The sequence below is a fragment of the Gordonia rubripertincta genome (genome assembly GCF_038024875.1).
Lineage (GTDB): Bacteria > Actinomycetota > Actinomycetes > Mycobacteriales > Mycobacteriaceae > Gordonia > Gordonia rubripertincta.
Genome location: NZ_CP136136.1, coordinates 4,975,403 through 4,998,810, shown reverse-complemented (window position 1 = coordinate 4,998,810; position 23,408 = coordinate 4,975,403). Strand labels below are relative to the sequence as shown.

The following is a 23,408-nucleotide window of genomic DNA, read 5'->3' as shown; positions in this document are numbered from 1 at the left end:
CCGGCGACACCGTGACACGCCTTCGGCGTGACGCAGTGTCGCCGGGGTTCGTGTGGGGCCTCGCCTCCGGACGGGGCGGACTGCCGCGGGGCCACCCGACGCCGGTCTGTCAGGATGGGACGTATGCAGACCCTGCTGCTGTACCTGCTGATCATGGCGCTCGTCGCCGGGGCAGTGTTCGCCATCGTCTGGTTCGTGTTCGGGCGCGGGGAGGATCTGCCCCCGGTCGAAACCGACACCACCCTCACCCGTCTGCCGACGGTCGGGATCAGCGGCGACGACGTCCGGGCGCTGCGTTTCATGCAGACGTTCCGGGGTTACAAGCAGTCCGAGGTCGACTGGGCGCTGGCGCGTCTCGCACGCGAGGTCGACGACCTTCGAACGGTCATCGCGCGTCTCCGCGAGCGCGAGTCCAAGACAGGTGTGACCCCTGCCGCGACGAACGTTCCGGACGCTGCCGCAGAAGATGCCGACAACCCCGAGAACAGCCGGGAACAGGCGGTTTACGGCGATCCGGACCCCAATTCCGCCACGCGCGAGGCAGGTCCGTCGATGTCCTCCGACAGGTGATCGGAGCACGTCAGAACCGTGCTTGTGTCGCGCACTCGCATTCGATTGAGACGACGACACGTATCATGTTCAAAGCAGGACACTGTGAAGGGAGCTTGAGAATGGCGGCAATGAAGCCACGTACTGGGGACGGCCCCCTCGAAGCGGCCAAGGAAGGGCGTGGAATCGTTGTCCGGATTCCGATCGAGGGCGGAGGTCGTCTCGTCGTCGAGCTGACCGCCGACGAAGCCGCCGCACTGGGTGAGGAACTCCGCGGGGTCACCGGCTGAACGGAGATCTCGCCGACGTCGTCGAGCTGCTTCGATGCCCGGTGTGTACCGGGCCTTTCGAGACCGCGCCGCCCGGGACCGGGCACGACGAGACTTCCCCGGCCGTAGCCGGGGCCCGGCCGTCACCGCGTGGAGGAACACTCCGCTGCGGTGACGGTCATTCCTTCGACATCGCCAGACAGGGTTATGTCTCACTGCTCGACGGACGTTCGGGTTCTTTACGTGCCGACACGGCGGCCATGGTCGCGGCCCGCGCACGGGTCCACGAAGCCGGCTTCTTCGACCCGGTTCTCGACGCGGTGGCCGAACGGACACGCGAATTCGGCGCGAACGTCGACAAACCCGTCGTCCTGGATGCGGGAGCCGGTGGGGGCCACTACCTTCGCGCCGCGGTGACTGCTCTCACCGGCGCGTCGTCATCTACCGCGGCCCGCGGGATCGGCATCGACCTCTCCAAATTCTGTGCGCGGGCGATCTCCCGCGGCGCTCCGAGTCACGCGGCGATCGTCGCCGACATCTGGCGCGGCCTACCGATCGCCGATGACGCTGCCACCGTTGCGCTCTCGGTGTTCGCGCCACGCAATGCCGCCGAGTTCGCGCGGGTACTGCAGCCCGGCGGAGGTCTTGTGGTCGTCAGCCCGGCCGCGGATCATCTCGCCGAGATCATCGAGCCGATGCAGATGCTGCGCGTCGACTCCGGCAAATCCCAGCGGCTGCAGGCCACCTTCGCCGACGGTTTCGAGGTCGTCGACTCGTCGCCGGTCCGTTCCGTTCTCGAACTCGATGCGCGGACCGTGGGCGACCTCGTCGCGATGGGCCCGTCGGCCTTCCACGCCGAGGACGCCGACATCCGCTCACGTGCTGAGGCATTCGTCGGGGACGGACGGGTGCAGGTGTCGTTGTCGGTCGTCGTCACGACCTGCCGTCCGACCGCCGGGAACTGACCACCTACCGCGCAGGCGGTGCGTCAGCGAAGGACCGAGTTGTACACCCCAAGGGTCTGTTCGGCGATCGTGGCCCACGAGAACTCGGCCTCCGCACGCTCGCGGCCCGCCGCACCCATCGACGTCGCCATCATCGGGTCGGCGACGACAGCGTTCACCGTCTGAGACAGGTCGTGTTCGAAGGTCTGCGGATCGACGGGGTCATAGGGCACCAGCCGGCCGGTGACGTGATCGCGCACCACCTCGGGGATCCCGCCGACCTCCGAGGCCACGACCGCGGTTCCGCAGGCCATCGCCTCCAGGTTCACGATGCCCAGCGGTTCGTACACCGACGGGCACACGAAGACCGATGCCGCGGTGAGGATCTCGCGGATGCGGGGCAGCGGCAGCATCTCCCGGACCCAGTGCACACCGGGCCGGGACGCGGACAGCCTGCCGACCGCCGCCTCGATCTCGGCGCCGATCTCCGGGGTGTCGGGCGCACCGGCGCAGAGCACCAGCTGGACGTCGGGGGCGAAGTCGTGGGCGGCCGCGACGAGATGTGCGACACCCTTCTGCCTGGTGATGCGTCCGACGAAAGCGACGATCGGCCGCTGGGGGTCGACGCCGAGCGCGGTGAGCGTCGACTCCGGCCCGAAGGGGTCGTCGACGGGATACCACTGGGTGGTGTCGATGCCGTTGCGCACCACGTGGACCCGCTCGGGGTCGAGGCGTGGGTAGGTGTTGCAGACGTCGTTGCGCATGCCCGAGCTCACCGCGATCACCGCGTCGGCGTATTCGACCGCGTTGCGTTCGACCCAGCTCGACACCCGGTAACCACCGCCGAGTTGTTCGGCCTTCCACGGGCGTGACGGTTCGAGCGAATGCGCCGTGAGGATGTGCGGGACACCGTACAGCTGCGCGGCGACGTGTCCGGCGAGGCCGGTGTACCAGGTGTGGGAGTGCACGACGTCAGCGCCTTCGGCCCCGACTGCCATGCGCAGGTCGGCGGAGAGTGTCGTGATCGCCGCATTCGCCCCGGCCAGGCCCGGATCCGGTGAATAGACCGCTGCGGTGTCGCGTTCGGCGCCCATGCAGTGCACGTCGACGGTCGCGAGATCGCGTAGGTGACGGACCAATTCGGTGACGTGTACGCCGGCACCGCCGTACACCTCGGGTGGATACTCCCGTGTCATCATCGCCACCCTCATGATGACGACGCTAGTGGCATCGCGGGCAGTTCGCCATCGCTGTGCGAACACGGCCGCGAATCCGTCGGTGCTGTCATCTGGCCGAGGCTGTCGATCGCGGTTAAGTTGGGGGAGTGAGATCACAGCCGCACGTCCTCGGCATCGTCCTCGCAGGCGGCGAAGGCAAACGCCTTTACCCGTTGACAATGGACCGGGCCAAGCCTGCGGTGCCCTTCGGCGGTGCCTACCGGCTGATCGACTTCGTACTGTCGAACCTGGTCAACGCCGGATATGAGCGCATATGCGTGCTGACGCAATACAAGTCGCATTCGCTGGACCGGCACATCTCGCAGACCTGGTGGACGTCGGGTTTCCACGGGGAATACATCACGCCGGTGCCCGCGCAGCAGCGCCTCGGACCCCGGTGGTACACCGGCAGCGCCGACGCGATCTTCCAGTCGATGAACCTCATCACCGATGAACAACCCGAGTACATCGTGGTCTTCGGTGCCGATCACGTGTACCGCATGGACCCGTCGCAGATGGTCGAGGCGCACATCGCGTCCGGTGCCGACGTGACCGTCGCCGGCATCCGCGTGCCACGTGCGGAGGCGGTCGCCTTCGGATGCATCGACTCCGACGCCTCCGGCAAGATCACCCGCTTCCTGGAGAAGCCCGCCGACCCGCCCGGAACCCCGGACGACCCGGACTCGACCTTCGCCTCGATGGGCAACTACGTGTTCACCACCGAGGCGCTCGTCGAGGCGCTGCGCGAGGACGCCGCCGACTCCGACTCCGACCACGACATGGGCGGCGACATCATCCCGGCGTTCGTCGCCCGCGACACCGCCTACGTCTACGACTTCAAGGACAACGAGGTGCCGGGCGCCACCGAGCGCGACAAGGGTTACTGGCGCGACGTCGGAACCCTCGACGCGTTCTACGAGGCGCACATGGATCTCGTGTCCGTGCACCCGATCTTCAACCTCTACAACGGCCGCTGGCCGATCCGCGGCGAGACACACAACCTCCCACCGGCCAAGTTCGTCCAAGGCGGCGTGGCCGAGGACTCGGTGGTCGGTTCGGGCTGCATCATCTCGGGTGGCACCGTTCGCAATTCGGTGCTGTCGTCGAACGTCCTCGTCGAGGACGGGGCGATCATCGAGGGCAGCGTTCTCATGCCGGGCGTACGCATCGGCAAGGGGGCGGTCGTCCGTAAGGCGATCCTCGACAAGAACGTAGTCGTCGGCGACGGCGAGCAACTCGGCGTCGACCCCGACGCCGACCGGGAGCGCTTCTCCGTCAGCGCCGGTGGCGTTGTGACGGTCGGCAAGGGGATTCGGGTCTAGCTGGGGGTCGCGTCAGCCAGTTCTTGACTGCCGAACCTCAACTCGACCGGCAGACGTCAATCGACGTCTGCGGGTCGGGTTGAGGTCGACCAGTGAACACAGGGTCTTGTCAGTCCCGCAGCGCGGCCTGAATCAACTCCGGGATGTCGGCGTCGGTGTCCGGGGGGAGGCCGTCGATGGGCCACCACTGCAGGTCCACCGATTCCTCGCTGCGTTCGAACTGTGGCAGACCGCCGTCGGCGGTCGGGGCCGCGACCACCCGGTAGCGCACGTCGAGATGCCGGGTCGGCACTCCCAGCGAGCAGGTGATCGGGTGGGTGTGCAGATGGACGATGCCACCGCCGGCGCCGACCTGGTCGAGATCGAGCCCTGGGATGCCGGATTCCTCGCGGGCCTCCCGCAGCGCGGCGGCGGCCAGGGTCTCGTCGGATGGTTCGCAGTGTCCGCCGAGCTGGATCCACTTGCCGACGCGGGGATGCAGGGTCAGCAGGACATGGCTGCGGTCGGCGTCGAAGACGATGGCCGACCCGGTGAGATGGCCTGCCGCACAGGCCCGCAGGCACGCGTCGGGGGTGGCGGCGAGGAACGCGAGATAGGCATGCCGAAGACTGTCCTGCCCCGAGTCGGGCGCCTGCCACGCGGTCAGTGCCCCGACAGCTGAGGCATGCAGGGATTCCGCACTCACAGTTCGATCACCCATTCGTCGGTCGGCGCCGCGTCGCGCAGCGGAGCAGCCTCGAGAGGGTGCCCGACGGCGACGGCACCCAGCGGCTCCCACGACGCGTCGAGTTCGAGAACACGACGCACGGTCGGCGCGGCGAAGATCGTGGAGCCGACCCAGCAGCTACCGATCTCGCGGACCGACAACGCGATCAGCAGACTCGCCACCGCGCCGCCCGCGGCCACCGTGAACATGGTGTGCTCGGCCGCGTTGCGTCGGTCGTCGGGGTAGTCGTGCACTCCGTCGGGCACCAGGAACGGGATCACCAGTTCCGGTGCGTCATACAGGATCTGCCCACGACGGAGTCGCTTCTCGATCGATTCGGGTGTCTTGGAATCGGCTTCGAGGTCGGCACGCCATTCGGCGGTCATCGCGTCGAGCAGCGCACGACGCCGCTCATCAGACCGCACCCACACGAACCGCACCGGATGGGTGTGGTGCGGCGCGGGCGCGGTGAGGGCCTCGCCCAGCGCGGCGCGCAGCAGTTCCGGGTCGACTGGCCGGTCGTCGAAGGCCCGTACGGAGCGTCGGGTACGGATGGCCTCCCGACGGCCCAGCGCGATCGCCTCCTCGGTGCCGAGCCGGAACAGATCCTCCTCGGCGGGACGGATCAGGTCGGCGGCGGTCGAACCGTCGTCGACGGGCGCGAACCCGCGTACGACGGCCACCGGCACGGCGGCGAGCTTGCCCTTGACCAGGTCCGCGGCCGCGGACAGTTCGTCGGCGACCGCGATGTCGGTCACCACCAACGGGTTCCCGTAGTCGTCGGTGCCGCCGTCGTAGGGATGGGTGACAGCGATACCCGCCGACCCGATCGCGACATCGGTCTGCCCGGTGCGCCAGGCACGCCCCATCGTGTCGGTGATGATCACCGCGACCTCGAGACCGACACGCTCGGCGATGGCGGTGCGCAGTCGTCTCGCGCTGCCGTCGGGGTCCTCGGGGAGCAGGGCCAGCTGGTCGGAGCGGACGTTGGAGCCGTCGATCCCGGCTGCTGCCTGGACCAGACCCAGACGGTTCTCGGTGATCAGCGTGCGGTTCTTGCGGGCGAGTACCCGCACCGACTCGGCCTCGACGAGCTTGCGCCGCAGCGCATCACGCTCCTCGGGATCGGCCGGCGCATCGACCATGCGGCCCTCGGCCTTGGAGATGATCTTGCTGGTCACCACCAGCACATCTCCGGATTCCAACCATGGTGCGGCGGCGAGGATCTCGGCGGCGACGTCGGATTCGGCAGTGAACTCGGGGAGCCCGCTGACCGGCCGGATCTCGAGGCCACCCGGGGCGCGGTGATCGGCGAGGTCACTCACTCGGTGCCCGCGTTCTGTTCGGGCATGGCCACGTCGACGAGTGCGCAGGCAGCGCGGATCATCTGCGCGGTGGCCTGGGGGTCGGTCATCAGCAACGGTGCGGAGCCGATGGCGATCCCGTCGACCTGCGCGCTGTCGCCCTCGGCGATCAGCCAACCGTCGAGGATGCCGTTGCCGCTACGGGCACCGTAGTGGCCGGCGACGGCCTCGGCGGACGACTCGACACCGATCACCGAGAGGCACGCGTCGGCCATGCCGCGCAGCGGCCGGTTGTCGATGATCGGCGAGACACCGACGACCGGGGCCTTGGTGGTGCGCAATGCACTGCGCATCCCGGGAACGCTCACGATCGCGCCGATGCTCACCACCGGGTTCGACGGTGCGAGCAGGATGACGTCGGCGTCGGTGATCGCGTCGAGCACCCCGGGTGCGGGTGTGGTGTCGTCCGATCCCACCTGTGCGAAGCCGAAGGTCGGGACCTGGGCACGGTGGCGCACCCACCACTCCTGGAAGTGGATGGCGACGCGCTCGCCCTCGTCACCGTCCGGCTTGGCGATCACCACATGCGTCTCGTGCCGGTCGTCGGTGACCGGCAGCAGACGCACGCCCGGACTCCAGCGTCGGGACAGGGCAGCGGTCACATCGGACAACCTGTACCCGGCGTCGAGCATCTGGGTACGGATCAGATGGGTGGCGAGATCGCGGTCGCCGAGGCCGAACCAGTCGGGGTCGGCGCCGTAGGCGGCGAGTTCCTCTTTCGCGTGCCAGGTTTCGCCGCGCCTGCCCCACCCGCGTTCCGGGTCGATGCCGTCGCCGAGGGTGTACATGCACGTGTCGAGGTCGGGGCAGATGCGCACACCATGCATCCATGCGTCGTCGCCGACGTTCACGATCGCGGTGATCTGATGTTCGCCGACACCGATCGTGGGGTCGTCGGGATGCGGCGGGAACGGGGTGGTGCCGAGCAGTTCGCGCAGTCCGAGGAGGAAACGCGCGCCCCCCACGCCGCCGACGAGTACGGTCACCTTCACAGCAGGTACTCCTTCACACCGCCACTCTAGTGGTCGGCCACGAGGGCCCGTACGCCGCTGTCGCGCCCGTCCTGCGGGCGGGGAGGAGGGCTCGGGAGTGTGATCTTCACTTCGCCTTCGAGCCGTCGTCGTGTCGAGTCACAGATTTGTCGGCACGCGATGGTAAAGGGAATTCTTCGATTCAACTTGACCGGGACCGCCTCCGGCGTGTCTAATCACATCAGTGTCATTCCGAGTTTGAGATCGAGAACATCTGAGGTCGAGAACCACTGGCCTCCAACGGATTCGATCATATGTTCGAACTTGGTTGAGGGCCGGTGCCGGCAGTGAAGGGGCCGTCGCTCGGGCGCTGTGTACAACGGATGCAGTGAGTCAGTGCACCCCGAGTACAAATGGTGTGGCAGAAATGGTGGGTACGGCAGCACGTCGTGTTCGCAAAGGACAGTCAACGACCAACATCCCGAGCTAGGAGGCGCCGACGATGGCTTTGGACAATCCGATCGGCAATCCGCTTGAACCACATATTCGCCCGCAATTCATCGCAGAGCCGCACGTGATGACATCCACCCCGGAGATCGGCACCGCAGAGTTTCACACCCTTGGACCCGTTGACGATTCGATGATCGGTGGCACCGCGCGTGCGGCCGCACTCGAATCCGTTGGCGGTGCAACCGATCTCGTCGATTCCGACGCAGACGATGCCACCGGCCGCCGTCATCTGGCCTTGGTGCCCAACGACTTCGACGATCTGTTCGACGCCGTCGAGGAGCAGTGGCAGGACCGTGCACTGTGTGCGCAGACCGACCCGGAGGCGTTCTTCCCGGAAAAGGGTGGATCGACACGTGAGGCCAAGCGAATCTGCCAGGGCTGCGAGGTCAAGGCGGAATGCCTGGAGTACGCGCTCCACAACGACGAACGCTTCGGGATCTGGGGCGGTCTGTCGGAGCGTGAACGCCGTCGCCTGAAGCGCGGAATCATCTGAGAGGTCGCCGGAACGGCGTCCTCCGAACAATCGAATTACCCAGTGAGAGCTGGACGCTCGACGCTCAGGCGTCGAACGCGATCATCGACCGCGGATCATTCAGGTCCGCGGTCGATCGTGTCTTCGTCGACGCCCAGATGGGTGGCGACCTGCTGGACGAGGACCTCATGCACGAGCTCGAGGAGATCTGTGCCCTTCTTGGCCCGTGACTCCAGCGGCCGGCGGAACAGGATGATCTGAGCCCGCGTGGGCACCCCGTGGACGTCCATCCCCGCGGGGATCAATCGGGCGAGCGGCACTGCGCCGTCGGCGGTCACCTCGTCGGGCCACTCGACGGTCTCGGGATCGCGTGGGAGTAGTCGCGGGATCTCGTCGACGGCGATGTCGAGTCCGGCCAACTGGTCGTGCCACTGTGCGTCGATCTCGGCGAAGGCCTCGAGTGCGACGGCGTCGAACTCGTCGGAGCGGGTGTTGTAGGCGGGGACGTTCTGCGGCAGCAGCGGGGATCGCAGGCCGCGGCCACGCCGATCTCGGTACCGTCCGACCCGGCGTCGGCCACGACGGATTCCCGGCTGGCCGATCGAGCCGCGCGGCGTCGGCTTCGGGTGGATGCGCATGGCGCGAGTCTATGAGGTCACGGTGGTCTCTGTCTCCCCGCCTGCCCCCGTTCTGAGCGTGTCGAGTCCGTGGTTGCGGACAGTGGGGGCTAATCTCGTCACGTGAAGCTTCCCCGTCTGTGCTGCCGACCCGGCTGCGCCCGATCCGCGGTGGCTACCCTGACCTTCGTCTACGCCGAATCGACTGCGGTGATCGGTCCGCTGGCGACCTCGCAGGAGCCGCATTCCTGGGATCTGTGCGACGACCACGCTCGACGGATCACCGTCCCGCGGGGCTGGGAGATGCTGCGTAGTGAGCGGGGATTCTCGGTGCCCGCCGAGGACCACGAGCTGACCGCCCTCGCCGAGGCCGTCCGCGAGGCCGGCGCCGTCGCCGGAGGTGGACGCCCGGGTTTCATCGACAGCGGGCCCCGCGGCCGTAACTCCGACCGGACGTCGGCCGACTCTCTCGATGCCTTCGACTCGCGAGCTCTCGACGAGGCGCGTGCGGCCGACGCTGCATACGACGCCGCCCTCGCCGATCGCCGCAGCGGCCGTCATCGCGCCGGCCCCGTCGACTCGCCGTCACAGCCGTCAGCAACCCCGGGTGCGCCCCGCCACCAGACCCGACCCCGGCCGGGTCGCCGCGGACATCTGCGGGTACTTCCGGATCCGGTCGACTGACCGCACACCACCACGCGGGGGGCGTGGAAGCCGGTGTCGTTGTCGGGGGCCGCGGCCGTTCGTACTCCGGTCCTGCGCCTCTCCGGGGGTCGAACGAGTGACTGTGTCGCGTACCCGGGCGTGTGTCCCCGCGGCTGGCTACGCTGGTCCCATGCGTACCGGTACACCCGACCTCGATGACGCCGAGGAGCTGTTCTCTGCGGACGTCGACGGGCTCTTGCGGGCCGTCGCGCTCGCCGGGGCTCAGGTTCGTGCCACCGCCGAGGCGGTCCGTGAGGGCGTACTGTCCCCGCTCGCGGATCTGCGGCCCCGCAGCGTCGTGATCGTCCACGGCTCCAGTGAGGTCTCGCATCGGGCGGCCGAGCTGGGGGTCGCCACCCTCGCCGCGCGCGTCGACGTCCCGGTCGTGACGGGTCCCGTCCTGCCGGGGTGGGTCGGTCCGCTCGACGTGGTGGTCGTGGCCGGTGAGGATGCGGGTGACATGGCGCTGGCCGATGCCGCCGCGCGTGGGCTGCGCCGTCGGGCGGAGGTGGTCGTCGCCGCACCCGTCGCCGGTCCCCTCCGAGATGCGCTGGGCGGCAACGGGATCGATCTCTCCCCGCGGTTCGACGTCGAGCCGCGGTTCCGGTTCGTCGGATTCGTCGCCGCGCTGCTCGCGGTGTTCGGCGGTCTCACCCAGGTTCGGGTGACCGGCCCGGTGCCCGCACTCGACGACCTGGCCGATGCGCTCGACGCCGAGGCGTCGGGCTCGCACCCGTCGCGGGAGACCTTCCACAACCGGGCCAAGTCCCTGGCTGTCCGCGTGCAGGGGCGTCCTTCCGTGTGGACATCGGATTCGCCGGCGGGTTCGGTGCTGGCCGTTCATGCCGTGACGAGTCTTCTCGCCTTCGCCGGGATCGTCGGTGCCGTCGCCGAACTCGGCGACGTGGCACGGATGTCCCGGCTCCTGGATTCGCGACCCGGCACTGCGCCGGCTATCGATTCGATCTTCTACGACCCGGAGTTCGACGGTCCGGCGCAGGAGCCCGCTCCGCGCATCCTGGTGGTGTCGACCGCCCGTCGTGAGTGGTACACCCGGCAGCGGGTGATGGGGCTCGGCGACGTCGACCTGGTGGTCGGCGCCGACGAGGGAGACACGTTGCCGCAGAACGGCGGGCAACCGTGGGACGACCGACGGCCGGTGCCGGGTGAGGACCCGGTGGCCGACGGGCCCGGCGACCTGCTCGATTTCCTGGTCGCCGCCTTGCGGGTCGAGATGGCGGCGGTGTATCTCCGCCTGATTGGGAACACGGTGCAATGAGGATTCTCGACGGAGTGGTGCGCCCCTACGCGTGGGGCTCACGAACAGCCATCGCGTCGATCCAGGGGAGGCCTGTCCCGTCGGCGCATCCGGAAGCCGAGTTGTGGTTCGGCTCGCATCCGGCGGGCTCGGCGCGGTGCGTCGACCCCTCGGGTCCGGAGCAGGACCTGGTCGAAGTGATCGACGCCGATCCGGTGGCGACCCTCGGCGCGGCGAGCGCAGCCGAGTTCGGCAACCGACTGCCGTTCCTGCTCAAGGTCCTCGCCGCCGAGGAGGCGTTGTCGTTGCAGGCGCACCCGTCCGCGGACCAGGCGCGCGAGGGGTTCGAGCGGGAGAACGCCCGCGGCCTGGCTCTCGAGGCCCGTGACCGCAACTATCGCGACCCGTGGCACAAACCGGAGCTGATCGTCGCCACGACGCCCTTCGACGCGCTGGCCGGTTTCCGTGATCCGCACAAGACCGTCGCCCTGCTGCGCGAACTGCAGGTCAGCGAACTCGACCACTACCTGGGAATGCTGGCCGGACAACCCGATTCCGAGGGTTTGCGGGCGGTGTTCACCACGTGGCTGACGCTGCCGGAGTCGTCGATCCGGCAACTCGTTCCCGCGGTCCTGCACGGCGCGATCGAGGTGTTGAGCGCGGGCCGCACGGAGTTCGCCGCCGAACTGCGCACGGTGTGTGAGCTCGGTGAGGACTACCCGAACGATCCCGGTGTGCTCGCCTCGCTGCTGCTCAATCACGTGCATCTCGAACCGGGGCAGGGTCTGTACCTGCCCGCCGGCAACCTCCACGCCTACCTACGGGGCACCGGTGTCGAGATCATGGCCAACTCCGACAACGTCTTGCGCGGCGGCCTCACGCCCAAGCACATCGACGTGCCGGAGTTGTTGCGCGTCCTCGATTTCACCCCCGTCGATGCTGCCCAGATGGCGCCGCCGGTGCGCATGGTCGGCGCCGAACGCGTCTACCTCACGCCGGCGCCGGAGTTCCGGCTGTCGCGGATCGAGTTGGACGGCACCGGATTACACCACTCGTCGTCGATCTGCTTCGACATGCCCGGACCGCAGATCCTCGCCGTACTCAGCGGCGCGGTCGAGGTCCGCCCCGCGGACGGTGCGCCGCTGACCGTGAAATCGGGTCAGGCTCTGTGGATCACGAACGAGGACCCGGACGTGATCGTGCGGGCCGCCTCGGCGCGCGCGGTCTTCTACCGCGCGCTGGTGCCGGTCGCGGTGTCGGCCGCCGAAGGTGTGTCGGCGTCCGCGCCGGCCGCGGTGACCGCCACCGACTGAGCCCCGCTATCGCCGGACCGGCGCCGCGGGTGTCTGCGCGGCGGGCTCCGGATACCCGCCGATGAGATTCCATTCGTCCGGGGTCGCGACCATCGTCACCAGCACCGGCTGACCGCCGGCGTCGAGCGAGAGGTCTTGTGGCGCACGCGCATTCTGGGTCAGGGCAACGGTGGGGGCGTGGGTCGGCTCGTGGACGCCGGGAGCGGACACGATCATCCGCGTCGTATCCGGTTGCGGTGACGGGGGAGTGACGCCGTCGACGATGACGAGCGCGGGCCCCGGCCGGGCCGGTGTGCGGTCGCCGGCGAGTGACAGTGCGCTCGGGTCGGCGACGGCGCGGACCAGCGGTGCCCAGCGATGCGGGCGGTCGGAGTGGACGCGCACCGAGGCGCCGACGGCGACCGCTCGCAGCGCGATCTGTGCGACGACGTGGATACCGGCGGCGACCGACACGGTGGCGATGCCGGGACCGACCAGTCGGGTGGCGACGGCGCGACCCGTGTGGTCGGCGCCGATCAGCTGACCACATCCACCGGCCGGGAGGCGGACCGCGCCGAGGAAGGCCTGCGCGTCCTCGCCGGTGAGCGTCGGCAGGTTCCGGTCCAGGCGGGCGGGGGTCGCGATGGGGAGACTGACGGAGAGGGCGTCGAACTGTCGGCCGTCGAGCGGCCGCAGACCGGCCGGCCACGAGGGCACCGACCGGTGCGCATCCGGGAACTCGTTGAATCGCACGAATGCGGAGACCTCGACCTCGGGCCGTCCGTTGCGATGGCGGCGGTCGGCGGTGACGTGCCGGAGTCGAACGGTGAGGGTGGTGGAGACGGCCGAGTTCACCCACACGTCGCGGACGACGGTCGGCAGCGCATCCGGTTCCACTGCGGCACTGCGGATGCGGAGCCCGGAGACCCCGACCGATTCCCATTCCTCGGTCAGCAACCCGATGCCGGCGCCCTCGGTCAGTTGGGTGGTGACCGAGGTGATCTGCGCGGCGGACAGGATGGTGGTGGCCAGTCCGTGTTCGGCAAGGCGTTTGGCCACCCGGCGGGTCGTGACCGTCGCGGTCCGCAGGGCGCCGGTTGCGCCGCCGCCGCGTCGCGCCACGGCGTCGGGGCATTTGAGCGGATCGAGCCGCAGCACGACGAACACCGAACGCTGTGCCGTCGCCGACAATGGGCCGAGGGTGCGGTCGTAGGTCGCCGGTGCCACACCCGAACCCCACATGCGCACACCGTGACTGATGATCTCGATCGAGCTGAGCGCGATGTCGTATCGGTCGATGCACTCGGCGAGGACGTCGAGGGGGACGAGTTGGCCGTTCTCGTCGCCGAGGGTGCTGTTGCCCGGGGTCAGATAGGTGACCGCGGGGCCACCCGGGTCCACGCGGACCACGGTGACCAGGGTGTCGCCGACCCAGCGGGCGCCGATGGTCGTGGGGGTCGACGACCGGCGTGCCGACGGCCGGGTCGAGGGCCCGGACATCGGGACGTCGAACGGGGCGGGGTTGAGGTCGGCGTCGCTCCGGCGCATCCGCGACCAGGAGAACGACATCCGCGCGGCGAGCCGGCTGAACAGAGACTGCCGACCGCCCACGCTCACCAGCCCGGCCGCGATCACCGCCGCCACGATCAGGGCCGGCAGCCCCCACGCGCTCCCGGACAACGCCCACACGACGAGGCCGAGGGCCAGGATCACCTCGATCACCACGAGTGTGCGCAATCCCGACGCGCGCGTGTTCCGATCCACGATCCCCCCTCGATCCCGGCGCCGCGCCCCACGCGGCTCGCCCGTCGGTGTGTCCACAGGCGGCGAAGCCCCACACGTGGGGGGCTCATATGTCGGTTAGGCTACTACCGCGCGGCAGGGGGTACGCCGCAGGAGATCACAACCGATCCACACCGACGCCCGTTCGCGGGCGCGTGCTGGTCGGTGCGGACAGGGGGAGTCGTGGCACGTCAGCTGACGACCAAGGCTCAGGTCAACGGCTATCGGTTCCTGATCAAGCGACTCGAGCACGCGCTCGTGCGCCGCGACGTGCGGATGCTCCACGACCCGATGCGGTCCCAGCTGCAGGCACTCGTGGTCGGAACCGTCCTCGGCCTGCTCGTCCTCGGTGGTTGCGGAGTGTACGGCCTCGTCCGGCCGCAGGGATCGGTCGGCGACGCCTCCATCGTCGTCAGCAAGAACAGCGGCAGCACCTATGTCCTCCTCGAGGACACCCTGCACCCGGTGCTCAATCTCGCCTCGGCCCGGCTCATCACCGGGAGCTCCGAGAAACCGACGTCCGTGGCCGACACCAAACTCGAGCCCTACCCGCGCGGCCCGCTGCTCGGTATCCCGGGTGCGCCCGCGTCTTTGCCGGGTTCGGCGCACAAGAGCACCTCGATGTGGACTGTGTGTGACTCGTCGACGGTCTCGTCGGACACCGCGAGCGAGTCGATCCGACAGGCGGTCATCGCCGACGAACCCGTGCTGGGGTCGTCGACCGTGGAGACCGCCCGTCCCGAGGACGCTGTGCTCGTCCGCACCGGCACCGAGACCTTCTTGATCTATCAGCTGTTCCGCGACGGGGCCTGGAGCCCGGTCCGGGCGGCAGTCGACACCGACAGTGCGCCGGTCATGCGCGCACTCGGCCTCGACGGCGTGACACCACGCCGGATGACCCCGGGCCTGCTCAACAGCTTCCCGCTCGTCGAACCGTTGGAAGTGCCCACCGTTACGGGTGCCGGGCAACCGGGCGCAGTCGGCTCGACGACCGTCGGGTCGGTTGTGAAGTCGGTCGACGTCGACGACGAGACGACCTATCACGTCGTGCTCCGCGGCGGTGTCCAGGAGATCAGTGCCCCCGCCGCCGAGATCCTGCGTCTCGCCGACCGCGAGGGTGCGGCGCCCGTCAAGACGGTAGCGCCCGGCGAGCTCGCCACCCTGAACGTGGTGGAGGAGTTGCCGATCGGTGATTTCCCCCAGGTCAATCCGTCGATGCGTGGCCTCTCCGCCGATCCGACCCTGTGCCGCAGCTGGTCTCGCGGCACCGACGATCCGCGGGCCGAAACCGCGCTGCTGGCCGGTCGCGCGCTTCCACTGGAGTCCGACGCCCGGCCGGTACGCCTGACGTCGGCCGACGGTGACGGGCCCGGACTCGACGAGGTCTATCTGCCGCCGGGCTCGGGGGAGTACCTACAGGTGACGGGCAACGAAGCCGACAGTGCCCGCACCGAATCGCTGTTCTACGTCAACGATTCGGGTGTGCGCTTCGGGATCCCGGATCTCGAGACGGGTGGGACCCTGGGGCTCGGCGACTCGCCTTCGCGCGCACCGTGGTCGGTGGTGTCGCTGCTCGCGCCGGGTCCGACGCTGTCCCGGGACGCCGCGCTGGTCGCCCACGACGGTCTGAAGACGGCCGCGATCGAGCCGGCGGGGGAATAGTCGACCCGCTCGTCGTCGGTCGTCATCGTGCCGCGCCGGGTGCCGACGCGCGCTCGGCGGTGTCCCGGTCCTCGACGGCCGCGGCGACCTGTTCGGTTGCCGCGCGGATGAGATCGCCGTACGCCCCGGCGGGAAGCGCGGACATGTGCTCGCGGGCTGCCTCGACGTGCCGACGTGCCGCGTCGAATGAACCGAGCCGTCGGAACCCGTCGGCGAGGTTGAGGTGGAGAGACGGGTAGAACGCTGCGACGTCGAGCGCGGCGTGATGGGTCCGGGCGCGTTCGTCGCCGACGGCCTCGGTGATCGCCTCCATCATCGGGTCGGTGGCTGATGTCATGTCGGAATCTCTTCTCGGGCGGGTGCCGGCTCCTGCGCGGCGGCACGTCCACCGCCGGGCGGCGTGTGGTCGGCGGCCGGCGATGGTCCGGCCCCGGGCGGCGCGATCGGCATCACCAGGGTGGTGAGATCACCACGGTCCGCGGAGCGGATGGTGGCCGGCAGATCGTGACCGCGGAAGTCGACGAGCACATCGGCGCCGATCGCGGAGATGATGGCGGGATACAGAGTGATCATCTCGAACCAGAGATCGAGCGATGGTCCCCGTACGGTCGCCGGTATCCGGGCTTCGTTGTCCGAAAACAGGTTCCGAAGTGTCATCGTGGACCGTCCGACGACGAGCCCGATCTGATCCGCGTCCCGGTGCTCGAGCGCGCGCAGGAACGCGGTGGTGGGGATCTGGACGCGCGTGGTCACCGGTGGGAGCGCCTCCAGCATGGCGCGGTGGTCGGGGAACGGTTCGGCGAGGAGACGGCAGGACCGGTCGCCACGGTCGCTGAGCCGCAACCACATCTCGTTCTCGGTGGCGTCGATCTCGACCCGCGGGCTGCGCCGGAGGTCGGCGAGGGCATTGCGCAGATCGGTGCCGTCGACCGTCGCGGCCCAGGTCGTCGGTCGGGAACTCGACGGCACCATGGTGCGGGTGGCGAGGCGGTATCGATCGGTGGCGGTGACGGTCAGGCCGTCCGGGCCGGCGTCGAAACGCACCCCGCCGAGTACCGCGATGTCCGGGTCGGCGGTGGTGGCGGTGAGGACCTGCCCGATCGCCGCTGCCAATACCGGACCGCTGAGCGCCGCGACCGGCTCGGTGGATCGGGTGAGGAGAGAGTCCTTGATCCGGAGTGCGTGTCGCCGAGCGGCTTCGGCGTCGTCGATGACGGCGTCCACGTGCTCGTCCACGAGACGGATCGCTTCGTCGGGGTCGGCGTCGAGTGCCTTTCCGACCGCCGCCAGCGACATACCGATCTCGCGCAGCCGGCGAAGTAGCACCGCACGGTGGAGCTGGTCGTCTCCGTAGAACCGGTATCCGGTCGTCGGTGCGACCTGAGCCGGCCGCAAGAGGCCCGCGTCACCGTAGAAACGCAGGGCGCTGGCGGTGAGCCCGCATCTCTGTGCGAACGAACCGATCGGCATCAGGTCTGGGCTGGTCACCCTCACATCATCGGGCTTCCATCTACGTGAAGGTCAACCCCTGAGCGGCGATCAGGTCAAGGGTCCGCCCACGATGTTGCCGACGATGCCGCGGATGATGTTGGTGCCGTCCTCGCCGCGCAGTTCGTCGTACCAGGCAGCTGTTTTCGCCGGGTCCTTGCCATGGGTGACGTCCGAGCGCTTGCGCGCGCGGAGCACGAGCTCGCCGGCGCGTTCGGTGCGTGCGGACTCGTAGGCGCTCAGGGCGGCGACCGGATCGTCGGGGTGGTCGCGGAAGGCGAACTGCAGGGCTATCGCGTCCTCCATCGCCGAACAGCCGCCCTGCCCGATGTCGGGGGTGGTGTTGTGTGCGGCATCGCCGAGCACGGCGACGCGTCCCCTGACCCAGGTGTCGAACGGGTCGAGGTCGAGGATCTCGACCCGGTTGGTCGTCGCGGGGTCGAGTTTCGCGATGAGGGTCTGAACGCCGGGCGCCCAGTCGGCGAACTCCGCGGCGAGGACCTCGCGCGCGGTGCCGCGTTCGAACGGAACGCCCTGGGGCATCGGGACGTCGAAGAAGAAGTAGAAACGGTTGCCCGCCACCGGCATCACCGACACTCGACGCGAATCACCCACGTAGGTCGTCCATTCGGTGGCGGGTCCGATCTTCTCGTCGACCTCGACGAGTCCATTGAAGTTGACGTATCCCGCGTAGCGCCGCGTCACCGGGCCGGCGAGCACGTACTCGCGGGTCAGTGACTTCGCCCCGTCGGCGCCGATCACGATGTCGGCGGAATCGGTGGAGCCGTCGGCGAATTCGACGGTCGCGCGATCCGGGCCATCATGGACGGCCACCATCTTCTTGCCGAAGTGGATGTCGTCGTATCCGTAGGCGTCCATCAGCATCTGCTGCAGTTCGGCGCGCGCGATCGGGTACGGCCGCTGACCCACCTCGTCGATGAGCGGCTGCATGCTGAAGCGGCACATGATGTCACCGCTGAAGCCGTCGACGTAACTCATCGAGTCCATGGTGCCGCCCAGTTCGGCAGTCTCCTTCTCCAGACCGAGGTGGTTGAGGCACTTGACCCCGTTGGACCACACCGAGATCGCCGCGCCCACGGGCTTGTTCTCGGTCACCTGCTCGTAGACCTCGACGTCGACACCGAGCTGCTTGAGGGCGATGGCCGCCGACATGCCGCCCATACCCGCGCCGACGACCACTGCCTTCACACTCACCACCGCTTCCACGAGATCACCCGCCGACCACTCGCGCCGGCACGACACCCCAGGCTAAGTCGCGGCCGACGGTGGCGCGCGGCGAGACACCTCGTCCGGCCGACGAGAGGACGGGGTCGCAGGTGTCAGTGCGAGCTGCGGGAGGTCACGAGTGCGGTGACCATCTCCTGCCACTGTGTGGTGATGGTCTCGAGATCGAGGCCGACCTCCACCATCAGATATCGGACCGATCCGGCGGCGAGCGGTGCCTGCACGGCCAGCGACATGAAATCGAGCTCGTTCGCGAAACCCAACTGCCGGAGCAAGATTTGGACGTGCTGGGTCGACGCGCGGCCCACCGGATGGGTCATGAAGTCGTCGGCGGCCGCCCCGGCCTCCAGCAGGATGTCGAGGTGGTCACAGGTGAGTTTGAGGCGGGCACGGCCATAGGCCAGCAACCGGTCGAGCGGCGGTGCGCCGGGTCCCAGGGGTTCGGGCCCGGACAAGTAGGCCTGCTGCATCTCCGATTCGGAGTGATCGAGGAGTGCGAGCATCAGCCCGGTGCGGTTGCCGAAGCGGCGGAACACCGTGCCCTTGCCCACGCCGGCCTCGCGGGCGACCGCCTCCATGGTCACCGCGGCGGCGCCGTGGTGATCGATCAGGTTCTTGGCGGCAGCCAGCAGCAGACGCCGATTACGCGCGGCGTCGGCACGTTCGGTCCCCGAGGTGTTGAAGGAGATATGGAGAGGGGAGTGGTCTGGGCCGTTCGGCACGTGATGAGGGTAACTCTTCACCCGGCTCGGGAATCAATCGGACCCGGGTCCGGTTCCTTGGTGCGTATCTCCGGTCCATCGGGCCGGTTCCCTCGTCGAAAGGAACGACATGTCGGATCGAGTTGTCGAACTGGTAGCCCTCGTCGGGAGCCTCCGTGCCGCCTCCGTCAACAAGCAGCTGGCCCACGTCGCCGCCGACAATGCTCCCGCCGGTGTTCACATCACCGTCGTCGACCACCTCGGTTCGCTGCCGTTCTACAGCGAGGACATCGACGTGGAAGGTCAGGTCGACGCGAGCGTGACCGCCCTGCGCGAGGCCGTGGCCAAGGCGGACGGCGTCCTCATCGCGACCCCCGAGTACAACGGCACCATCCCGGCCGCGCTGAAGAACGCCATCGACTGGCTCTCGCGTCCCTACGGCGCCGGCGCGCTGGGCGGCAAGCCGGTGGCCGTGCTGAGTGCGGGCCTCGGCCAGTACGGCGGACAGTGGACCCGTGAGGACACCCGCAAGTCGGTCGGTATCGCGGGCGGGCGCGCGATCGAGGAGGCCGACCTCGGTCTGCAGATCCCCGCACTCCCCGAGGGTGGCCTGACCGATCCGACGATCGTGGAGAAGGTCGTCGCATCCGTGACGCGCCTCGTCGACGAGGTCGCCGTCAGCGCCTGATCGTCGTCTCCGACTCTTCGCCCTCCCGACTCTTCGACCCCTCGGCGCCGTACCGGGCCCACGCCCGGTGCGGCGTCGTCGTGTAGGCGAGCTGGGGATTGTGGACTGCCGGTGCACATGTTGTGGAGCACCGCTGGACAACCTGTGAGCGACACGCCGGGCGCGTCCGGGACACGCCGGAATTTCGAATCCTGCACCCCTCCGACCTGCATGTCTTCCACCGATGTTATTCACAACCCCTTGTGGTGCCCAGAAATGTCAGCCACTAGGTGTAGTGTTTGCCCTACCAGTCAGGCGGACAAGAGGAAGTGGACGTAATCCTCCGGGAACGCCAGGAAGACGGTGACTCAGATCACCATCTTCACGCTGGGAAACTGCACGTCACTGGCGATTCCAACGACCCGAGGAGTACCTCTCGATGTCTTCCATCACCGTCTACACCAAGCCGGCATGTGTCCAGTGCAACGCCACCTACAAGGCCCTCGACAAGCAGGGTCTGTCCTACGAGATCGTCGACATCAGCCAGGACCCGGAAGCCCGTGACTACGTCATGGCGCTGGGCTACCTGCAGGCTCCGGTCGTCGTCGCCGGCGACGAGCACTGGTCGGGTTTCCGCCCCGATCGCATCAAGGCCCTTGCCACCGCCGCTGCCTGATCGCCCGCAGTCTGCCGTCACCATCGACCCCGCACGCGGGTGCGATCCGAAGGGGAAGCCGGATCCGCCGCGTCGGGATGTGACAGCCGAGACGAATGTGGCCATCGGGCCCCGATACGGGAAATGGTCACGAAGGTTCCGGCGTTGGAACCACCAGGCGTCCCGAGTGTCGGACGCAACGAGCAATCGTCATCACAATCGGTCACCGTCATCAGGGTTGGAGGGAGACATGTCGGCCACCTCGCCGTTGATCGTCTACTTCTCCTCGGTCTCCGAGAACACCCACCGGTTCGTCGAGAAGCTGGGCATGCGCTCCGTGCGCATCCCGCTGACCGGCGCGCGCGGTGAGTTCAGTGTCGACGAGCCCTACGTGCTGGTCTGTCCGACCTACGGCGGAGGCAAGGCGACGGGGCAACCCGGCGGCTTCGTCCCCAAGCAGGTCATCCGCTTTCTCAACGACGAACACAACCGATCCCTGATCAGGGGGGTCATCGCGGCGGGCAACACGAACTTCGGTGAGGAGTTCTGCTACGCCGGCGACATCATCTCGCGTAAATGTCGCGTGCCCTACCTGTACCGATTCGAACTGATGGGTACCACCGACGACGTCGACCGCGTCCGCGCGGGACTGGCCGACTTCGCGCAGAGCCCGGCGTTCGCAGCTGGTGTGTCGCTGCACCCCACGCCGGCCTGACGCCCCGCCCAGCACGTCGCCACCGGACTGTCACACCCCGCCCATACTCTGCCCACGAGGCACTTGGTAAGCCCCCACTATCCGCAGGAGTCATCTGTCGTGTCGCCCACCGCCGCCGTCTCGGACACCTCTTCAGCAAGCAAGTCGGGCGTGCATGCCGGCCCGTCGGGTCATGAACCCGGCGAGCTCGACTTCCATGCGCTCAACGCGATGCTCAACCTGTACGACGCCGACGGCAAGATCCAGTTCGACAAGGATCGCGAGGCCGCGCGCCAGTACTTCCTGCAGCACGTCAACCAGAACACCGTGTTCTTCCACGACCTCGACGAGAAGCTCGACTACCTCGTCGAGGAGAACTACTACGAGCCCGAGGTCCTCGACAAGTACGATCGCGATTTCGTCAAGGGGCTGTTCAAGCACGCCTACGACAAGAAGTTCCGCTTCCCGACGTTCCTCGGGGCGTTCAAGTACTACACGAGCTACACGCTCAAGACCTTCGACGGCAAGCGCTACCTCGAACGCTTCGAGGACCGCGTCTGCATGGTGGCGCTGACGCTGGCCGACGGCGACACCGCCCTCGCCCGCAACCTCGTCGACGAGATCATCTCCGGCCGCTTCCAGCCGGCCACCCCGACCTTCCTCAACTCGGGCAAGAAGCAGCGCGGCGAGCCGGTCTCGTGCTTCCTGCTTCGCATCGAGGACAACATGGAGTCGATCGGCCGCTCCATCAACTCGGCACTGCAGCTGTCCAAGCGCGGTGGCGGAGTCGCCTTGCTGCTCTCCAACATTCGTGAGCACGGCGCCCCGATCAAGAAGATCGAGAACCAGAGCTCGGGTGTCATCCCCATCATGAAGCTCCTCGAGGACTCCTTCTCCTACGCCAACCAGCTCGGCGCGCGTCAGGGTGCGGGCGCGGTCTACCTGCATGCCCACCACCCCGACATCTACCGCTTCCTCGACACCAAGCGCGAGAACGCGGACGAGAAGATCCGCATCAAGACACTGTCGCTCGGCGTGGTCATCCCGGACATCACGTTCCAGCTGGCCAAGACCAACGACGACATGTATCTGTTCAGCCCGTACGACGTCGAACGCGTCTACGGTGTGCCGTTCGCCGACATCAACGTCACCGAGCGCTACCACGAGATGGTCGAGGATCGTCGTATCCGCAAGACCAAGATCAAGGCGCGCGAGTTCTTCCAGACCCTTGCCGAGTTGCAGTTCGAGTCGGGCTACCCGTACATCATGTTCGAGGACACGGTGAACCGGTCCAACCCGATCGACGGCAAGATCACCCACTCCAACCTGTGCTCGGAGATCCTGCAGGTCTCGACGGCGTCAACGTTCAACGATGACCTGTCCTACTCCCATGTGGGCAAGGACATCTCGTGCAACCTGGGGTCGCTGAACATCGCCAAGACGATGGACTCGCCCGACATCGGCCAGACCATCGAGACCGCGATCCGCGGGCTCACCGCGGTGAGCGACCAGACGTCGATCACCTCGGTGCCGTCGATCGAGCACGGCAACAACAACTCTCACGCCATCGGTCTCGGCCAGATGAACCTGCATGGCTACCTGGCCCGCGAGCGCATCTTCTACGGGAGCGACGAGGGCATCGACTTCACGAACATCTACTTCTACACGGTGCTCTTCCACGCGCTGCGTGCGTCGAACCGGATCGCCCGTGAGCGCGGCCAGGCGTTCACCGGCTTCGAGAAGTCGAAGTACGCGTCGGGTGAGTTCTTCGACAAGTACACCAACAAGGTGTGGGAGCCGGAGACCCAGAAGGTGCGGGACATCTTCGGGCAGGCCGGGATTCACATCCCGACCCAGGACGACTGGCGTGAGCTGAAAGAGGCCGTCCAGCGCGACGGCATCTACAACCAGAACCTGCAGGCCGTCCCGCCGACCGGTTCGATCAGCTACATCAACCACTCGACCAGCTCGATCCACCCGGTTGCGGCGAAGATCGAGATCCGCAAGGAAGGCAAGATCGGCCGCGTCTACTACCCGGCGCCGTACATGACGAACGACAACCTGGAGTACTACCAGGATGCGTACGAGATCGGGTACGAGAAGATCATCGACACCTACGCCGCGGCGACGCAGCACGTCGACCAGGGCCTGAGCCTGACGCTGTTCTTTAAGGACACAGCCACCACGCGCGACGTCAACAAGGCGCAGATCTACGCATGGCGCAAGGGGATCAAGACGCTGTACTACATCCGTCTCCGACAGATCGCGCTCGAGGGGACCGAGGTGGAGGGCTGCGTGTCATGCATGCTGTGACCCTC

General features: G+C 68.0%; 23 protein-coding genes. 13 read left to right on the top strand and 10 right to left on the bottom strand.

Annotation, left to right across the window (positions count from 1 at the left end; translation table 11 throughout):
- Positions 1-123 precede the first annotated feature (123 nt).
- The 3 genes from RVF83_RS22790 to RVF83_RS22780 all read left to right on the top strand — a co-directional run bounded on the left by RVF83_RS22790 (position 124) and on the right by RVF83_RS22780 (position 1,783).
- Complete coding sequence (locus RVF83_RS22790) at positions 124-570, top strand: DivIVA domain-containing protein (RefSeq protein WP_005198698.1); 447 nt, start codon at positions 124-126, stop codon at positions 568-570.
- A gap of 101 nt (positions 571-671) precedes the next feature.
- Entirely contained in the window at positions 672-839 is a 168-nt protein-coding gene (locus RVF83_RS22785; RefSeq protein ID WP_004019232.1) for a DUF3117 domain-containing protein, read from the top strand.
- Between the two features lie 41 nt (positions 840-880).
- On the top strand, positions 881-1,783 hold the full coding sequence (locus tag RVF83_RS22780; RefSeq protein WP_174351886.1) for a putative RNA methyltransferase: 903 nt from the start codon (positions 881-883) through the stop codon (positions 1,781-1,783).
- Between the two features lie 23 nt (positions 1,784-1,806).
- Here the strand turns inward: RVF83_RS22780 and glgA are convergent, their stop codons facing one another.
- Positions 1,807-2,973 (bottom strand): glycogen synthase, encoded by a 1,167-nt coding sequence (gene glgA, locus RVF83_RS22775; RefSeq protein WP_210735278.1) that lies wholly within the window; start codon positions 2,971-2,973, stop codon positions 1,807-1,809.
- Between the two features lie 113 nt (positions 2,974-3,086).
- On the opposite strand from glgA, the gene glgC reads away from it, so the two are divergent.
- Positions 3,087-4,301, top strand: coding sequence for a glucose-1-phosphate adenylyltransferase (gene glgC, locus RVF83_RS22770; protein ID WP_005198703.1), 1,215 nt, complete (start codon positions 3,087-3,089; stop codon positions 4,299-4,301).
- Positions 4,302-4,410: 109 nt separating this feature from the next.
- Here the strand turns inward: glgC and RVF83_RS22765 are convergent, their stop codons facing one another.
- The 3 genes from RVF83_RS22765 to cofD are packed head-to-tail and all read right to left on the bottom strand — an operon-like array spanning position 4,411 to position 7,363.
- Entirely contained in the window at positions 4,411-4,986 is a 576-nt protein-coding gene (locus RVF83_RS22765; protein ID WP_005198704.1) for an NUDIX domain-containing protein, read from the bottom strand.
- A complete protein-coding gene (locus RVF83_RS22760) occupies positions 4,983-6,332 on the bottom strand; it encodes a coenzyme F420-0:L-glutamate ligase (protein ID WP_005198705.1) in 1,350 nt (449 codons plus the stop codon). The genes RVF83_RS22765 and RVF83_RS22760 overlap by 4 nt, the downstream gene beginning before the upstream one ends.
- Entirely contained in the window at positions 6,329-7,363 is a 1,035-nt protein-coding gene (gene cofD, locus RVF83_RS22755; protein ID WP_005198706.1) for a 2-phospho-L-lactate transferase, read from the bottom strand. The genes RVF83_RS22760 and cofD overlap by 4 nt, the downstream gene beginning before the upstream one ends.
- 718 nt (positions 7,364-8,081) lie before the next feature.
- Between cofD and RVF83_RS22750 the strand changes: the two genes are divergently transcribed.
- A complete protein-coding gene (locus RVF83_RS22750; protein WP_174310842.1) occupies positions 8,082-8,345 on the top strand; it encodes a WhiB family transcriptional regulator in 264 nt (87 codons plus the stop codon).
- Between the two features lie 95 nt (positions 8,346-8,440).
- Here RVF83_RS22750 and RVF83_RS22745 read toward each other — a convergent pair whose 3' ends face one another.
- The gene (locus RVF83_RS22745) at positions 8,441-8,962 is read right to left on the bottom strand and encodes a metallopeptidase family protein (protein ID WP_005198708.1); all 522 of its coding nucleotides are present in this window, start codon (positions 8,960-8,962) and stop codon (positions 8,441-8,443) included.
- A 102-nt stretch (positions 8,963-9,064) separates the two neighbouring features.
- Here RVF83_RS22745 and RVF83_RS22740 point away from each other — a divergent pair, with 102 nt between their 5' ends.
- The 3 genes from RVF83_RS22740 to manA all read left to right on the top strand — a co-directional run bounded on the left by RVF83_RS22740 (position 9,065) and on the right by manA (position 12,217).
- Positions 9,065-9,625 carry a DUF3499 domain-containing protein gene (locus RVF83_RS22740; protein WP_174351887.1) on the top strand — a complete coding sequence of 187 codons (561 nt, stop codon included), beginning with the start codon at positions 9,065-9,067 and terminating at the stop codon, positions 9,623-9,625.
- Between the two features lie 151 nt (positions 9,626-9,776).
- Positions 9,777-10,925: a hypothetical protein gene (locus RVF83_RS22735; RefSeq protein WP_005198710.1), complete on the top strand. Its 1,149-nt coding sequence runs from the start codon at positions 9,777-9,779 to the stop codon at positions 10,923-10,925.
- Positions 10,922-12,217: a mannose-6-phosphate isomerase, class I gene (gene manA / locus RVF83_RS22730; protein WP_039880442.1), complete on the top strand. Its 1,296-nt coding sequence runs from the start codon at positions 10,922-10,924 to the stop codon at positions 12,215-12,217. Before RVF83_RS22735 ends, manA begins: the two co-directional genes overlap by 4 nt.
- A gap of 6 nt (positions 12,218-12,223) precedes the next feature.
- Here manA and eccE read toward each other — a convergent pair whose 3' ends face one another.
- Positions 12,224-13,960 carry a type VII secretion protein EccE gene (eccE, locus tag RVF83_RS22725; RefSeq protein ID WP_005198712.1) on the bottom strand — a complete coding sequence of 579 codons (1,737 nt, stop codon included), beginning with the start codon at positions 13,958-13,960 and terminating at the stop codon, positions 12,224-12,226.
- Positions 13,961-14,161: 201 nt separating this feature from the next.
- Between eccE and eccB the strand changes: the two genes are divergently transcribed.
- On the top strand, positions 14,162-15,640 hold the full coding sequence (gene eccB, locus RVF83_RS22720; protein WP_005198713.1) for a type VII secretion protein EccB: 1,479 nt from the start codon (positions 14,162-14,164) through the stop codon (positions 15,638-15,640).
- A gap of 22 nt (positions 15,641-15,662) precedes the next feature.
- Here eccB and RVF83_RS22715 read toward each other — a convergent pair whose 3' ends face one another.
- The 4 genes from RVF83_RS22715 to RVF83_RS22700 all read right to left on the bottom strand — a co-directional run bounded on the left by RVF83_RS22715 (position 15,663) and on the right by RVF83_RS22700 (position 19,095).
- A complete protein-coding gene (locus tag RVF83_RS22715; protein WP_005198714.1) occupies positions 15,663-15,977 on the bottom strand; it encodes a hypothetical protein in 315 nt (104 codons plus the stop codon).
- Complete coding sequence (locus RVF83_RS22710; RefSeq protein WP_005198715.1) at positions 15,974-17,128, bottom strand: MerR family transcriptional regulator; 1,155 nt, start codon at positions 17,126-17,128, stop codon at positions 15,974-15,976. The genes RVF83_RS22715 and RVF83_RS22710 overlap by 4 nt, the downstream gene beginning before the upstream one ends.
- Positions 17,129-17,179: 51 nt before the next feature.
- Positions 17,180-18,337 carry an FAD-dependent urate hydroxylase HpxO gene (gene hpxO / locus RVF83_RS22705; RefSeq protein ID WP_039880469.1) on the bottom strand — a complete coding sequence of 386 codons (1,158 nt, stop codon included), beginning with the start codon at positions 18,335-18,337 and terminating at the stop codon, positions 17,180-17,182.
- A 131-nt stretch (positions 18,338-18,468) separates the two neighbouring features.
- The gene (locus tag RVF83_RS22700; protein ID WP_005198717.1) at positions 18,469-19,095 is read right to left on the bottom strand and encodes a TetR/AcrR family transcriptional regulator; all 627 of its coding nucleotides are present in this window, start codon (positions 19,093-19,095) and stop codon (positions 18,469-18,471) included.
- 109 nt (positions 19,096-19,204) lie between these two features.
- Here RVF83_RS22700 and RVF83_RS22695 point away from each other — a divergent pair, with 109 nt between their 5' ends.
- From RVF83_RS22695 to nrdE, 4 genes are all read left to right on the top strand, one after another.
- On the top strand, positions 19,205-19,762 hold the full coding sequence (locus tag RVF83_RS22695) for an NAD(P)H-dependent oxidoreductase (protein WP_005198718.1): 558 nt from the start codon (positions 19,205-19,207) through the stop codon (positions 19,760-19,762).
- A 418-nt stretch (positions 19,763-20,180) separates the two neighbouring features.
- The gene (locus RVF83_RS22690) at positions 20,181-20,417 is read left to right on the top strand and encodes a redoxin NrdH (RefSeq protein WP_005198719.1); all 237 of its coding nucleotides are present in this window, start codon (positions 20,181-20,183) and stop codon (positions 20,415-20,417) included.
- A 229-nt stretch (positions 20,418-20,646) separates the two neighbouring features.
- Entirely contained in the window at positions 20,647-21,111 is a 465-nt protein-coding gene (nrdI, locus tag RVF83_RS22685) for a class Ib ribonucleoside-diphosphate reductase assembly flavoprotein NrdI (RefSeq protein ID WP_005198720.1), read from the top strand.
- Positions 21,112-21,210: 99 nt separating this feature from the next.
- Entirely contained in the window at positions 21,211-23,403 is a 2,193-nt protein-coding gene (gene nrdE / locus RVF83_RS22680; protein ID WP_005198721.1) for a class 1b ribonucleoside-diphosphate reductase subunit alpha, read from the top strand.
- Positions 23,404-23,408: the final 5 nt, after the last annotated feature.